Source organism: Paraburkholderia sp. BR14312 (assembly GCF_040948675.1).
Taxonomy (GTDB): Bacteria; Pseudomonadota; Gammaproteobacteria; order Burkholderiales; family Burkholderiaceae; genus Paraburkholderia; species Paraburkholderia nodosa_A.
The window spans coordinates 130,187-144,167 of sequence record NZ_JBFPKI010000011.1 but is presented as its reverse complement, the minus strand read 5'-3'; the positions used below and the strand labels follow the sequence as shown (position 1 = coordinate 144,167).

General features: G+C 60.6%; 17 protein-coding genes and 4 pseudogenes. 12 read left to right on the top strand and 9 right to left on the bottom strand.

The features are described from left to right. Positions 1–2: 2 nt before the first annotated feature. Positions 3–944 (top strand): electron transfer flavoprotein subunit alpha/FixB family protein, encoded by a 942-nt coding sequence (locus AB3X98_RS28685; RefSeq protein WP_368603376.1) that lies wholly within the window; start codon positions 3–5, stop codon positions 942–944. Positions 945–1,158: 214 nt separating this feature from the next. Here the strand turns inward: AB3X98_RS28685 and AB3X98_RS28680 are convergent, their stop codons facing one another. Beyond that, a complete protein-coding gene (locus tag AB3X98_RS28680; protein ID WP_342947184.1) occupies positions 1,159–1,362 on the bottom strand; it encodes a hypothetical protein in 204 nt (67 codons plus the stop codon). Between the two features lie 290 nt (positions 1,363–1,652). Between AB3X98_RS28680 and AB3X98_RS28675 the strand changes: the two are divergent. The 3 genes and pseudogenes from AB3X98_RS28675 to AB3X98_RS28665 all read left to right on the top strand — a co-directional run. Continuing rightward, positions 1,653–2,165 (top strand): annotated as a pseudogene (locus AB3X98_RS28675) (inorganic triphosphatase); the annotation flags it as partial. Between the two features lie 114 nt (positions 2,166–2,279). Continuing rightward, positions 2,280–3,194 carry a CHAD domain-containing protein gene (locus AB3X98_RS28670; protein WP_368603500.1) on the top strand — a complete coding sequence of 305 codons (915 nt, stop codon included), beginning with the start codon at positions 2,280–2,282 and terminating at the stop codon, positions 3,192–3,194. Positions 3,195–3,997: 803 nt separating this feature from the next. After that, positions 3,998–4,270: a hypothetical protein gene (locus tag AB3X98_RS28665; protein ID WP_368603375.1), complete on the top strand. Its 273-nt coding sequence runs from the start codon at positions 3,998–4,000 to the stop codon at positions 4,268–4,270. 279 nt (positions 4,271–4,549) lie between these two features. Here the strand turns inward: AB3X98_RS28665 and AB3X98_RS28660 are convergent, their stop codons facing one another. Beyond that, a complete protein-coding gene (locus AB3X98_RS28660; RefSeq protein ID WP_368603374.1) occupies positions 4,550–4,993 on the bottom strand; it encodes a hypothetical protein in 444 nt (147 codons plus the stop codon). 197 nt (positions 4,994–5,190) lie between these two features. Between AB3X98_RS28660 and AB3X98_RS28655 the strand changes: the two are divergent. From AB3X98_RS28655 to AB3X98_RS28640, 4 genes and pseudogenes are all read left to right on the top strand, one after another. Continuing rightward, positions 5,191–5,313 (top strand): annotated as a pseudogene (locus tag AB3X98_RS28655) (glyoxalase); the annotation flags it as partial. 143 nt (positions 5,314–5,456) lie between these two features. Then, a complete protein-coding gene (locus tag AB3X98_RS28650; protein WP_368603373.1) occupies positions 5,457–5,729 on the top strand; it encodes a metal/formaldehyde-sensitive transcriptional repressor in 273 nt (90 codons plus the stop codon). 7 nt (positions 5,730–5,736) lie between these two features. Beyond that, positions 5,737–7,026, top strand: a complete 1,290-nt coding sequence (dmeF, locus tag AB3X98_RS28645; RefSeq protein WP_368603372.1) for a CDF family Co(II)/Ni(II) efflux transporter DmeF — start codon at positions 5,737–5,739, stop codon at positions 7,024–7,026. Between the two features lie 3 nt (positions 7,027–7,029). Next, complete coding sequence (locus AB3X98_RS28640) at positions 7,030–7,230, top strand: DUF1289 domain-containing protein (protein ID WP_342947065.1); 201 nt, start codon at positions 7,030–7,032, stop codon at positions 7,228–7,230. 56 nt (positions 7,231–7,286) lie between these two features. Here AB3X98_RS28640 and AB3X98_RS28635 read toward each other — a convergent pair whose 3' ends face one another. From AB3X98_RS28635 to AB3X98_RS28615, 5 genes and pseudogenes are all read right to left on the bottom strand, one after another. Further along, entirely contained in the window at positions 7,287–8,297 is a 1,011-nt protein-coding gene (locus AB3X98_RS28635; RefSeq protein ID WP_368603371.1) for an alpha/beta hydrolase family protein, read from the bottom strand. 166 nt (positions 8,298–8,463) lie between these two features. Further along, positions 8,464–8,925 (bottom strand): DUF4396 domain-containing protein, encoded by a 462-nt coding sequence (locus AB3X98_RS28630; protein WP_368603499.1) that lies wholly within the window; start codon positions 8,923–8,925, stop codon positions 8,464–8,466. Positions 8,926–9,300: 375 nt separating this feature from the next. Further along, entirely contained in the window at positions 9,301–9,681 is a 381-nt protein-coding gene (locus AB3X98_RS28625; RefSeq protein WP_368603370.1) for a hypothetical protein, read from the bottom strand. A 306-nt stretch (positions 9,682–9,987) separates the two neighbouring features. Beyond that, positions 9,988–10,248: pseudogene (locus AB3X98_RS28620) on the bottom strand (DUF3331 domain-containing protein); the annotation flags it as partial. 63 nt (positions 10,249–10,311) lie between these two features. Continuing rightward, the gene (locus AB3X98_RS28615; protein ID WP_368603369.1) at positions 10,312–10,437 is read right to left on the bottom strand and encodes a hypothetical protein; all 126 of its coding nucleotides are present in this window, start codon (positions 10,435–10,437) and stop codon (positions 10,312–10,314) included. Between the two features lie 228 nt (positions 10,438–10,665). On the opposite strand from AB3X98_RS28615, the gene AB3X98_RS28610 reads away from it, so the two are divergent. From AB3X98_RS28610 to AB3X98_RS28595, 4 genes and pseudogenes are all read left to right on the top strand, one after another. Next, complete coding sequence (locus AB3X98_RS28610) at positions 10,666–10,884, top strand: hypothetical protein (protein WP_368603368.1); 219 nt, start codon at positions 10,666–10,668, stop codon at positions 10,882–10,884. A gap of 133 nt (positions 10,885–11,017) precedes the next feature. Further along, positions 11,018–11,272, top strand: coding sequence for a hypothetical protein (locus AB3X98_RS28605; protein ID WP_368603367.1), 255 nt, complete (start codon positions 11,018–11,020; stop codon positions 11,270–11,272). Positions 11,273–11,411: 139 nt separating this feature from the next. Beyond that, entirely contained in the window at positions 11,412–12,035 is a 624-nt protein-coding gene (locus tag AB3X98_RS28600; protein ID WP_368610355.1) for a DUF6436 domain-containing protein, read from the top strand. Between the two features lie 119 nt (positions 12,036–12,154). Then, positions 12,155–12,755: pseudogene (locus AB3X98_RS28595) on the top strand (SCO family protein). Here the strand turns inward: AB3X98_RS28595 and cyoE are convergent. Continuing rightward, positions 12,707–13,612: a heme o synthase gene (gene cyoE, locus AB3X98_RS28590; RefSeq protein WP_368603365.1), complete on the bottom strand. Its 906-nt coding sequence runs from the start codon at positions 13,610–13,612 to the stop codon at positions 12,707–12,709. The pseudogene AB3X98_RS28595 and the gene cyoE sit on opposite strands and share 49 nt — an antisense overlap. A gap of 35 nt (positions 13,613–13,647) precedes the next feature. Continuing rightward, complete coding sequence (gene cyoD / locus AB3X98_RS28585) at positions 13,648–13,980, bottom strand: cytochrome o ubiquinol oxidase subunit IV (protein WP_368603364.1); 333 nt, start codon at positions 13,978–13,980, stop codon at positions 13,648–13,650. Position 13,981 lies beyond the last annotated feature (1 nt).

The following is a 13,981-nucleotide window of genomic DNA, read 5'->3' as shown; positions in this document are numbered from 1 at the left end:
CTATGAGAACGCTGGTTCTGGCCGATGCCGACGTGGGATCGATTTCCGATGTCACGCTGCGCGTGATAGGCGCGGCGCTGCAACTGGGGCAACCCGTCGATCTGCTCGTATTCGATGCGTCGAGCGCGGCAGCGGCGGCACATGTGAGTGGAGTCGACCGCGTGCTGGTCGCATCCGCTGGCGCAGCCGATGCGCTCACACCGGAAACGATCGCGGCGCAATTGCACGCCCTCGCTGAAGGGTATTCGGCGGTGCTCGCGGCGCACCGCGCCTCCAGCCGCGCTGCATTGCCGCGCGCGGCGGCGCTCACCGAAGACGCCTTTATCGCCGACGTAATCGCCATTCGCGAGTGCACGCAGTTCGTGCGCGGCCTCTATGCGGGCAGCGTGATCGCGACGGTGACGAGCGCCACGGCGCGCACTTATGCCAGCGTGCGGACTTCGTCATTCGCACCGGTCGAGGCGGAAGGTGGCGCGGCGCAGGTCGTTGCGCTCGCACCTGGTGCGCCGTTCACAGCCACGCGGCTAATCGAGCGCCGCGCCGCCGGGCAGAGCGGCCAAGACCTCGGCAGCGCGCGCGTGGTGATCGCGGGTGGACGCGGCCTCGCTTCGCAGGAGAACATGGCGCGTCTCGGCAAGCTCGCCGACAAGCTCGGCGCGGCGCTCGGCGCCTCGCGCGCCGCCGTGGATGCCGGCTATGCGCCGAACGCCGCGCAGGTCGGACAGACCGGCCGCAGCGTGGCACCCGACGTGTATGTGGCGTTCGGCATCTCGGGCGCGATCCAGCACCTCGCCGGCATGAAGGACTCGAAGTTCATCGTTGCCGTGAACAAGGACCCGGACGCGCCGATCTTCTCGGTGGCCGATGTGGGGCTTGTCGGCGACCTGTTCGACGTGGTCGGCGCGCTCGAATCTCACGTGCAGAGTGCGGGGACGAGCGCGTGAACGCACGCCTGCCTCGCTCTTTCTGCTGATGCAAGCGCCGCCGAAGTCTGCGCCGTGCGTTTCATCGACGGCACGCGTCTGCCGCCCGAGCCCTGCGCCAATGGCGCAGGCACGACGCGCACCCTCGCGCGCGGAACGGAGCAGCACGGTACCGCGCCGTGGCGCGCGAGCATGGCGACCCTCGATGGCCCCGCGAGGTTACCGAGATCGCCAACTATTGGCTCGCAGGTTTGCTCGCCGCGGCTTCACTCGCCGCCTTCTGCTTCTTCGCTGCCTCGTGGTGTCCGACGGCACACCCAGCCGCGGCGCCTGCCGTGCCGTGCTTACCCGCGACGTGGCCTGCAACGCCACCCACGGCAGCGCCTTTCATGCAGCCAGCCGCCACCGCTGACGTCGGTGAAATCACTGGAAGTGACATAACGATCGCAAAAGTGAGAAGTGTTCTTTTCATGGTCTATTTTCGAAAGGGGTGGTCCGCTGCACAGGACGTCGTGCGGATCCGGTCCATTCGAGTAGCGCACCTGTCGTGCCTGCGGGGCAGTGTTATCGAACACGGTGATGACCGCCACAGGCGATCGTGCGACATAGTGCGGCCATCTACGGCCGCTCGACCAAAGACTGATTTGGCTACCGGGCAGCCTGGTTTCCCGTAATCGATGCGGACCGAAACTTGCGCGTCCGGGATTGTGTGATGATGCGGCGCGCGGCATGGAGGCAATCATGGAACGGGAGTTAAAGCTACGAATCGCCCCGGAGGACCTCGGCAAGCTTCGTGGCGCACCGCTGCTGGCGCGCGCTCAGGCCACTGCCGATCGACCGGAATTCCTGAACAGCACGTACTTCGACACGCCGGAACTGGCCCTCCACCGTTGCAAAGCCTCGCTGCGCGTACGCGCCGTCGGAAAGCGGCGAATCCAGACGTTGAAGCTCGAGGGCGCTGTGGAGGCCGGTGTGTTCGACAGGCCCGAATATGAAATGCCGATCAAAAGGGACACGCCCGATCTGGCGCTGCTCTATGACGCCATATCGGCCGATAGCGATTGCGGCAGGCTGATCCGTGATCAGGCCGTCGCCGCGCAACTCGCTCCTGTTTTCGTCACACGCATCCATCGCACTGCAATCGCGCTGCACCTGCCGTCGGAAGACGAACTCGAAATAGCGCTCGACGAGGGAACTGTCGACGCGCAAACGCGCTCGGTGCCGCTCGCCGCTGTCGAACTCGAACTGAAACAGGGCAAGCCGGAGGCGCTCCATGCGACGGCGCTCGAACTTCTGAAGACCGTACCGCTGAGCATCGACCATCGCAGCAAGGCCGATATCGGCTACGAATTGCTCGTGGCCGAGCACGCCGCGCCCGTGAAGGCCGAACCCGTGCGCTTGTCGAAAGACAATTCGATTGAGGACGTGTTCTGTACGATCGTCCATAACTGCCTCTCGCAGGTGCATGCCAACGAGCGCGGCGTCGTGTCCGGTCATGATCCGTCAAGCGTTCATCAGATGCGGGTCGGACTGCGACGTTTGCGCTCGGCGCTGGACCTGTTCGCCAAGGCGATTCCTCCCTATTCCGGGCTCGACGACGAACTGCGCTGGATCGCGGCGGAACTCGGCGCCGCGCGTGACTGGGAGGTCCTTGCCGGGGCCACACTCGATCGGGCGGGCGCGGACGGCAATGCAGACGAACTCATGCCGGTGCGGCAGGCGTGCACGGTGGTCGCCGTCGACAACCGGCAGCGTGCGGCGGCCGCGGTCGAGTCGGTTCGCTACACGCGTCTGGTGCTCGAACTCGCGCTGTGGCTGGCCTGCAAAAAATGGCGCGACGATATGACCGGCAAACAACGCGCAGCGCTTGACAGCCCCGCGAGGCAGTTCGCCGACAAGGTGCTGCGGCGCAGGCACAGCAGGCTGATCAAGCGTGGCAAGGGCCTCGCCGATCTCGACGATCACCGCCGGCACCGCGCGCGTATCGCGGCGAAGAAGGTTCGGTATGCGACAGAGTTCTTTGCGTCGTTGTTCCCGAAACGGGCCGTGCAGCACTACGTGAAAGCGCTGACTGCACTTCAGGACGATCTCGGCTGGCGTAACGATGCGGTGGTCGCCGATCAGCTTCTGCGGACCGTTTCGCGCAGGTCGAGGGACGCAGCGCCAGGCGCGGCTTATGCCCGAGGCTATCTCTCTTCACGCGTCGCTGCAGATCATCAAACGCTAAAGAAGCTATGGAATCGTTTCAGACGCCTCCCGCCACCGCATTGAGTCGGCGCGCGACAGGTGAAACGGCACCTGAGGTCCGATTCGGCATCGGGTCCGATGCGTTGCAAACGGCGCGCAGCGCAGCATCGTCCCACGGCTACCTGCGACTACCGCGCGTTGTCGCCGCCGAGAGCAGCGTACCGCCTGGCGAGCATCAGATCGGCCACGCAGCGGAAGGGACCGGCAAAGGTTGCGGCGCTCGCACGTGAAATGGGCGTGCGCGAAAGTCCCCTTGATGCTGTGCGCTCCATTGCGCAACGTCCATCCTGAAGCAAGGCTCGCCTCATGGCCAGATCCGGATGCCCAGCAGCACAGCAACAACAAGGCCGAGCGAAGCGCCAAGCAGCAGCACGCCGAGAAGCAGCCACCGGTTTGGGGTCGTAATATGCACGTTCTCTATCGCTCCCGTGGCACGCGATTGAACCAATTCATGCGCAACGCAACAAATCGTCGTGCAGTTCTCAGGGTGAACGTCGACAATGGCAGCGTGAGACACGGCGTGAGCAGGGACAGGCCGAAGACGGTCAGTGGATGATGCGTCGCATCACTTGAATGACTCGAATCGGCGATGGTATGGGAGGCAGCCTTAAGGCTGCCTTATGGTGTCGCGGTCCTGGTCCCGCAAAGGCTACTGCATGGCGTCGGCGATCAGAATCGCAGGGATTCTGCGAAAATGATGCCGCACACGAGCAGAATCGTTGTCGGAAACAGGGCAACGAGGCGCAACATTCCGTCGGAAGACGCCCTGTTCCTGTTATCGGGCAAGTTCCGACTCGTGCACGCGTTCATATTTTGAGGACTGGTTCATGAAGAATCCCGCGCTCGCGCATCTGACATTCGCCGCCGCTGCAGTCAGCCTCACCAGTGCCGTCCACGCGACTGATGTCAATGTCGGCATCAATGTAGGCGCGCCTGTCGTGGTTGCCCCACCCGCTGCCGTGGTCGTCACGCCTGGATGGCACGACGACCGATATTGGGATGGACATCGCTACTGGAATCGCGATGACTGGGAAAAACATCACCATCACGACAAAGGATGGCACTGCCCTCCGGGACACGCCAAAAAAGGCGAGTGCTGATCGGCTTTGCGCGACCCCCGCTCCCTACCGCAGACGCAGCGCGCAGAGCTGCTGCTGGCCGCGTTGCCATTCAACGGACTTGGAGCGACGCCCACTGACCCAGGAGCGGACGATGGCCATCGTCCGCTTGCGGGCTAACTCACAGCCGAAGGGAAGGATGTCGTTACCGAACTTCGCGCCGACCGTCATCGGCCAGAGCGCAGACACTCGCAGCCAAGCCCCTGTGTGATCAACCGTACCGGCGTGACAGCGTGTCACTCTGGTGGCTTCAACGACTTCTCACGTCGGCCAGGTCCTGCCCGGACGATAACCATCGGTAACTTCCTTCTTGTCCAGTCCGAGGGCGCTGGCGACCTCGTTCTTCGTGGCGAACCGGGCGGTAACGTGAAATTTGGTGGTGCTCTGGCGCATTCGCCCGATACCATAGGCGCCCTTCTCGTTTTCCTTGATGATGACGTCTGCGGGATGAGCCGCCTCCCCACGGAAGCCCGCCGACTCGAAATCGATATGCTGACGAGTTTTGATATTGGATTCGGCAGTTCGGTCGAGATCGTAGGCCACTAACCAGGCATTACCGGAAATTGCCCGCCCTGGCCGATAGGACTGCTCAAGGTCAAACACCCACAGCGCTGACCCGTTATGCGACATGAGCTTTTTCTCCACCGCGGCGGCTGCGTGCTGCTTGGGAATCCAGCGAAACAAGCTCCACTTTTCTTTCGCCATGAAAGTCTCCACGAGTGTTGTCGGACTCAAAGCATCTGTCGCGAACGGGTTGCTTATTACAACAGTTCGCTAGCCGGTTTATTCCGTGCCTCGGAGATGGCAACAGGTTCAGCGGGAGCGATACCTGGATGGGAAGTTGTGGTCCTGAGAGCGGCCATCGCCACTGCGAATGCGTAATCGGTTGGGCGGGCTGCAGTCGGGCCTTCGGTATTCCCTTCAAGGAAGAGAAAGGCGGCTATCTCCATACGGAGAGTCTGCCAGGCGCAAACACTTTCGCCTTGTGGCCGCTCTCCCAGGCCGCTCAGTCGTGCTTCGGCAGCAGCGAACATCGCATCCGGAGCGGCTACTCCCCGAAGCGCGCGGCGATTGTCCCAAATGCATGCTGCCGCGATCCACAAGTGATTTTTAGTATACCCCCTTACCCTATTGGTGATAGACTTCGCCCACAAACGGGAGAACAGGTATGAGCCATACGATTCGCGAAAAGCAGAAGCTGCTTAACCGCATTCGCCGGATTAAAGGGCAGGTTGAAGCGATTGAAAGGGCACTGGAAGAAGAACGCGGTTGCATGGCCGTGCTGCAACAGGTCACGAGCTGTCGTGGCGCCATGAACGGGCTGCTCGCCGTCGTGCTCGAGGACCACATTCGCACCCATCTCGTCGATGCAGAACCGGACGACGAGCATGGCAGCGGAACAGAGCAACTGATCGAAGTAGTCCACAGCTACTTCAAGTGAGACAAGCATGAGCAAGTTCCAGGATGCCGCCTTCGGGGCGGGACATGACCACATCTTCCTGGGCGCTGCCCACGAGGAAAACGAGCGCAGGACGTGGATGGTGATTGCGCTGTGCAGCGCGATGATGGTGACCGAGATCGTCGGCGGAAGTCTTTTTGGCTCGCTTGCGCTCGTTGCCGACGGCCTGCACATGTCGACACACGCCGGCGCGATGCTCATCGCTGCGCTCGCGTATACGTACGCGCGAAAGCATGCGAGCGACAGCCGCTTCGTATTCGGTACGGGGAAGCTGGGCGATCTCGCGGGCTTTACCAGCGCCATTGTGCTCGCCATGATCGCGCTGCTGATCGGGTACGAGGCGGTTTCGCGCTTTCTCTCGCCCGTGCCCATTCACTTCGGCCAGGCGATCCCCATCGCCGTTCTTGGCCTGCTGGTGAATCTTGCAAGCGTCTGGCTGCTCAGCGGCAACCATCACAGCCGCAGTCATGGACATGGGCACAGCCACGGCCACGGGCACGGACATGAAGACGAACACGGTCATGAGGAAGAGGCGCATCGCATCTTCGGTACTGCTGGAGTTTTCGCCGTGTCGATCTTCGAAGATGGCGTGCCACCCGTCTTCCGTATTACGCCTGAGACGGCTTCTTCGAACCTGACCGCCGACGCGGTATCAGTCACGACGGTCCGCCCCGACGGTTCGCGTCAGACCTTCGCGTTTGCCGACCGTGGGAGCTATCTGGAGTCGAAAGATGACATTCCCGAGCCGCATGCATTCAGGGCGATTGTCGGCTTGCCCGATGGCGAGCAGTCAATCGAATTCGAAGAGCACGATCACAGTCACGAAGACGCACATGCTGCCGCGAACCGCGACCACAACATCCGCTCGGCCTACATTCACGTCATCGCAGACGCGGCAGTTTCCGTGCTCGCGATCATCGGCCTCCTGCTGGCCCGTGCGTTCGGCTGGGTCTGGATGGATCCGCTCGCAGGCGTGATCGGCGCCCTGGTGATCGCTAACTGGTCGTGGGGCCTGATGCGCGATACGGGAGGCATTCTGCTCGACATGAATCTGGATAAGCGCATGGCCGAAAACGTTCGTCACATTATTGAAGACAACGGTGACGCCGTGCTTGATCTCCATGTCTGGCGGGTCGGTCCGGGCCACATGAGTGCGGTGGTGTCAGTCGTCACCAGTGAAGCACAACGCAGCCCCGGCTTTTATCATGCGGCGCTCAAGCGCTTTAAGGGGCTGTCCCATGTGACGGTCGAAGTGAACGCCCCTCGGGCCGCCACGTAAACCATGGCTGCCAAATCGCCCTGCATCGACCTGTGCGCGTTCGATGGCAAGACCGGGTTTTGCACGGGCTGCTATCGGACGCGTGAGGAAGCCCGCGGCTGGAAAAAGATGACGGACCACCGGCGCCATCAGATCCTCAATGAAAGGTCCCGGCGAGAGGCAAAGCTGGGACGTGAAGCGACGCGGGCGTCGGAGCAGGACTGAAGACCGCACACCCTATCGCGGTGTCATTATTCGCAACACAGGGTCGACCTGATGCGTTATAGATTTGCATGCAAGAAGTCCACGACCTCATGGTCGATCTGACGATGGACCTCCACGCGATCAATCCCGGGCGCGTCCTGACAGATCAGCGCCCCATTGGTTGCGACCGAGGCCGGGCAAGGATCGATGAAAACGAAGTGATTGCCTGGCACGATGTGAACCGCAGGCGGTGTAGGCAAGCTTGAGACGACAGCAAGAGAGTTGCTCGCAGAACCAAGGTAGCTGTCATCCTGCGGGCGATAGAGCATGGTCGGTACGCGCACAGCGGACAAGCCAGGTGCCCCAAACATCATGGCCAGTGGATCCATCAGCACCAGGGCCTTCAGGCGGTGATCAACGGGCGGTTGCCAAGCTATCAGTTCAGCAGGTACAGCTACTTTAACCTGAGTGCCGTGCGCACGATTGCTGGTTGCTGAACGCGGACATGACCCCGGATCATCGTGATTTGCGCAGTACGCACTGGCATAGGCAAAATCGGGTTTCGCTCCCGCCAGGATCAGTGCGGTGTAGCCACCAGCCGAGTATCCAATCATGCCAATCCGGTTGACATCGGCGCTTGCCGAAAACCGTGGATCTCCGAGCACTGCATTAAGCGCGGCCTCTGCCTGCCGGGGACGGTCGATCAGAATCTGGGCTTGGGACGGCGCGCGGGGAAAGCCCGAAGCGTCCCCTACGTGCGTCGGCAAGACCGCGATAAATCCGGCGCGAGCCAGAGCGGTCGCCAATTCACGATGGCTTAACGGGCCTCCACCTCGTCCGTGCGAAATCAATACAACCGGGAAGCGGCTATCCAGTGCAGGCGGAGCATTGAGTGTCGCCTCGACAGTGAATGGACCCGCTTGCCATGACACCTCACGCTCATGCGTAGGGTAAAAGACAACGGTGTCGAAAGGAGCAGCATCGCCCACCACCGTGAGACGGATTACCCCTGCGTTAAAAGTAGCCGGATCGGCCAGCGCGGAACACGTACATACGATTGCTAACACAACGGTCACTATCCAACGCATGTCGCTACTCCTGGACAGCCAGAATGAGAGGCGAGGATATCAGAACGCGCTACGTGCCTGGTCTTGACGCGGTGGAAGCTTCCCGACTGCTGGAAAACATCAGGACGCGTTGATTGCAATATATCTGCACCGGCCGGGCGAGGCTCGCCGCAGATCCAATGCAGAATTACATCTTTTCCTTCACCCCAGAACGGATCAGCCACACGTTGACAGGGTAGCTGGTTGCGAATCCTGCGAGCATCGCGAGCTGCATGGCGAACCAGAACTCAGCACTCCCAACGTTCGCGACCATCCCGTAGGCCGGCTTGAACCAAAGGAACTGGATGATGGCCATAAGTCCATACATGCCGACCTGCCACGCCGTAATCGACGCGATATCCGCTTTGACTGCCGCGACCACGCCTTCGGTTGCCGACAGCCCGCGCATGGGTTTGATCGTGAAATATTGAAACACGATGCCGAGCAGAAAGGCGACGAGGAAGTCCGGGATCCAGACCGCAAACGTCTTGTCGTCAAACACTGTGTGCCATCCGAACCAGACTGCCAATGCGGGAAAGGCAAATGCGGTCCATTCGACGATGATGTCGCCGAGTGCACAGCCGGCGCCGCAGTGACTCGTTCCTTTCATCACCGTCGCGGAGAACGGCTGGGCGTCGCTCCTGCGTCGAGGAAAGCGTGTTAAGCCAAGGTGGGAAGGTTCCCTAAGTCATCACATCGAGCAGCACCGGCCCACACTTGACGCGCGACCGCGGCCTTTGCGAACGAATGACGCGCCTGCTTGCCCAGAATACTGCGCGCTCACAGCGGGCTCGTTTTCTCGCCAATCTCTATGGGGGCTGTTCTGAGCCGCGAGTGCCAAATTGTCGTCGGTCTGGATAGCTATCCCACTGCGCGCTCGCCACGAACCGGAAAAAGCGGGGAATGGTGTTGCCCTTCGGGTGCCGCCCGACATTTCGACCGCACAGCCCAACCGGTCGAGGAGCAGCGGACGGTCGAAGGCAAGCTATATCTCGCAAACGACGGCCGACATGACGAGCGGCATGACTTCCTTGACTGTCGCCGAGCTTCCCGTTTCAAGAAGGCGCTCACTAACCGCCTCTTTCCCTGCCAGGACGACAACACCATAGACCTGGTGGGACACAGTACCTCCACCGCTCTTCTGGGCGAACATCTCGTCGTTCGGGGAGAAGCCAAAGACAGCTCGCACCTTGAATCCGAGTGCTGTCAAGTCTTGATTCGGCCTCAGCCGGTACGCGTTGACCGAGTTGCTTGACACATTCATCGGTACCGGATCGATCTCCTTTTCCTCGACCAACTGTTCAATGAACTCGTGGGCGCCAAAATGGCAATCCAGCCTGCTACCAATTTCGTTTGCGTTAGTCACATTCGAGACGAGCGCTGAGCCGACCGCGGCACATCGAAGCAAAATGAGAGATTTTCACGAGCAGCAATGCGAGCCTCCAGGAAACGGCGCTGCAGCGCAACGCCAGAAATGTGGAAGTGAATCCTGACTAGACGCGAGAGCCGGATCCCGTTGGCTTGACTCCCGTGCCGCGAAGTCTTGCGCGAGCTACTCGCGCTCGATGGACTCGTCCCTGTCCTGCGCAGCCTCACAGTTAGGTTGGTGAGTCAGTCGCCGGCGTACGCGCGTCAATCGGAATTCCCTTGGCACTATTTCGAATGACCTGAGCGCCTCCACCGAGATCATCGCCGATCCGTTCGCCGGGACGGGCCGCTCAGCCGGGCGAAATACGGCATCGCCGCGTCGGATTGCTCGTTGCGACACAACACACACTCCCGACACCCTCGCGGAACGACGACGCCAACGTTGCTCGCCATAATGGCATCGACCGGGCTCAACCCATCGAATAAGGAGTGTATTTTCTGCCTGTTCGAGAATTTCGACCTGGACCCGTGCAACGTCTTCTGCAGCGTACTCTTTCGTCCTCATTGCCTGCTCCTGGAAACAAGCCGTTTACCTGAATCGCGTTCCCCGCGGCGTGAGTCCTGCCCTTCACCTAGCCACGGAAATCGCGGGTTGGTACAGGTTGTAGCCGTTCATCGCCGGGAACAGGAGGCTAATCCGGACCAGCATGAACGCGAAAGTCACGCAACCGATGCGGTCAGTGGACAGTGACATGACGGAAACTCTACGTTGCCAGGGGTGCACCGGTCCATTGCACAATGGTTTAGGTAAGCCTTCGTACCGGCGGCACGAAGCGCCATCTTATATGTAACCCAAAGTGGAATTGCGATTGCGCAGGGCTTACTTTAAATTCATTCGTAGACGGAGGCCTTGTTGTGGACTTGATCAAAGCGGCTGGCACGATCGACGCGAGAGACTACATGAAGGGCCTTTCGCCACGGTTTGCGCCCCGCCACCGCAGCATGGTTTCTCTACCTGCTTTGCGGGCTGAACATCCTCGGCCACCTCGTCACACGCATAACCCTGCGTTTCGTTGGCGACCTCGTGCCGAAAGGCGTGGAGTGTCTTCCCCTCCAGAGCATGGGGATTGGGTTCGAGCTCGCGCTCATCGGCGCACCGTTGATTGGGGCGGCCATGCTGAGCCGCGAGCTGAGTGAATAAGCCAGATTTTTTCTCACGGTCCGGGTGGGAAGCGGACGTTGTCCAGACAACATTATTGCAATATTTTTAATACCTGATTATGTGCGTTGATCTTGAACAGATAAGAAAACAGGCAGAATGGATGACAGGTGAGGTGGCTGAAACCCTTCGTCAAGTCGCCAACGAGATCGAGCTGCTTCGCAAGCACTTGGTCGAAGCCCATACCAGCAATGCGGACAGCGAACGGCTCAACTGGCTAAGTGAGCAGGCCCATGACGAGTATTACCGTGAGCTATGCCGCACCTACATAACACTGCCCCGCATCAAGACGCAGAAGAATGGTGTAACCGCAATGACTTTGAGGGAGGCTATCGACCTCGTTCGCAAGCCTCGGGACTGCGATTTCTAGGAAAGAATTCGGCCAGCCGCACTACCCATCGCGCTTTGCGTGCGGCAACCGACTCGTCGGCCACACTGTCTATGATCGGTTCCGCCGCTGATCACAAGCCTCGACACTTCACCTGCCGCACATGTTTCCAGCCGATACCGTGGAACCCCCTCAATCAATCGTTCCCCTGATGCGTCGCCGCCTATTCATCCTGTTTCTCTGTGCAGCTGTATGCATTCTGGTCGGGACCGGTGTTGCACTGTGGCGATACCTCGGCGTTGATGGAGTGTCCAGTTACTCGAATCAGCCTGTTCTCTTCGAAGACGCCGACCTGCGTCTGCCGCCGGACCTCGCGGGTAATACCGGACGCATTCGTGTCGTGCATTTCTGGGACCCCGACTGCGTAAGCTGTAACGAGATTACCGACGCCCACTTGAACTATCTCATCACGATGTTCAGGGATGCGGATATTGACTTCTACAGCGTGCGCAAGCCCGGTACCCACGGACAGTTACCGGCCTTTCTGCGAGGCAAAATCAAGCCATTACGGGGAATCGAAGGAATGGAGCGCATACCGGCCAGTCCCGCTATCGCCATTTGGGATGCGAATGGAAAGCTCGCCTACGCGGGACCCTACAGCACGGGCCTTGTCTGTAGTTCGAACAACAGTTTCGTGGAGCCGATTCTCAACAAGCTGGTCGAAGGGTTACATGTCGAGCCTGTTCCGATGGTCGCCGTCGGCTGCTATTGCCCCTGGTATACCGCCCGCGGCCGGCACGGATAGAGGTGTATCGTTGGTCATGCTAACGACACGCTGTGCGCCGCACGTAACCAGCGTCGCCACTGCCTCCGACTCATGGGGTTTCAGCATGTCCGAGGCCATGAAGCGCCGTCCGTCCCAAAATGCTCTGTCACCGCGTTGCCGCCGTCTGCTCGCTGCTGCGCTCCTTCTCGAACGGCAAAAGAATCTCATCGAAGCCGCACGGTATCGATCTGTCATCGACGAAGCTACCGGGGACGCTCTATCTGCGCGATACCAACGGCAATCCGCGAACGCTTGAGGACTTCCTGGGCAATGTGGCCTTGCTTCTCTTCGGATACATGCGGCGTCCAGACGCGTGCCCAACGACTCTGGCTCGCGCTGCACAGATCAAACGGCTGCTCGGAGATCAGGGTAAGGGGCCGAAGATAGTCGTTATTTCGCTTGATCCCGCCGGCGATTCTGGAGGCCTACACCGCGGCCTTCGACCCGACGGTTATCGGACTATACGGCGACGCGCAACAGACAGTTGAAACCGCCCGATCCTTCGGAGCGTACTACCGGAACGTCCCGTCCGGTAGCTCGTGTTCGATGGAACACCCGGTATTCGCTTACGCAATCGACACGAAGGGTGTGGTGCGCTTCGCGCTGCAATATGAGGAAAGTGCCGAGGACAGTAGCAAGCTCGCAGCGCACTACCCCCGGAAACCCCTCGCAATCGGCGCGAGATGGGGCGCCGGTTGAGGCGGGCAGCCATCCACCGACATTGCGGCGCTCAATACGCTCACGATGATGATCGACGCAAAGAAGATCTTGCGTGCCCATCTGCCCTCGTTTGCCGCGGTGCGTCCCGCAACGCCGAGCCCGAACCAGTACAGCCCCGCCACCAGCGCCGCGAGCATATAGATCTTGCCGGCATACCCCAGGAAGCCGAGCGTCAGGGTGGCCGCCGTAAAGGCGACAATGTAGGCCAACATGTGGCGCTTCGCGGCCGCAAAGCCGCAGACAACCGGAAAAACCGGAATGGCAGCCGCGCGATAATCCTGGGCCCGGAAGATGGCGATCGCATACGAATGGGGCATCTGCCAGAGACTGAACATGACTAGCAATGTGACGGCGGCGGTGTCGAACCGGCTGGTCGCCGCACAATATCCGACGACTGGCGGCATCGCGCCGGCAATGCTGCCGACCAGCGTCCCATATACCGAATTGCGCTTCATGTAAAGGCTATACAGTCCAACATACACGGCGTAGCCGACGAGTATCAGCGCGAGGGGCAGGAGCGAACGCGAGCCAGCGTAAAGCACGCTTATGCCTGCGAGGCAGAGCACGACACCATACAGTAACGCGAACGGCACCGGTACACAGCCGGTTACCATGGGACGATTGCGTGTTCGCGCCATCAGGCCGTCGATATCCCGGTCGATCACATTGTTGATCACACACCCGGACGCGACGACCAGCATGACGCCGACGGCAACGAGGCCGCCACGCAACCAGTCGACACTGCCGTGCGAACCCAGCAGAAAACCGCCCGTGACGGCGACGAGATTGCCGATCACAATGCCGGGCTTAGTCAGTTGCAGGAATGGTCGATACATGGTCCGGGTGTTCTTCGTCAGATGCGCGCGGTGGATCAGTGGATCATCATGTTGAAGTGCATGCTCCAGATGATCCAGACCGAGAGCGCCACGACGATGAACAGGATCACAAGCGTGAATACGAAGCTGATCAGATTCCAGCCGCCCTCAGAGGAACGGCTCATGTGCAGGAAGTACACGAGGTGCACCACGAGTTGCAGGACCGCGAATATCACAGCCACGAGCAGCGTCGTCGCGCGCGGCAGCATCGGATGCATGACCAGCGCGAACGGGATGGCCGTCAGGACGATCGAGAGGATGAAGCCCGTGTTGTAGGACCTCGCGCTGCCGTGGGCTTGGCCGGCGCGGGTAGTCGCATCGCTTGCCATG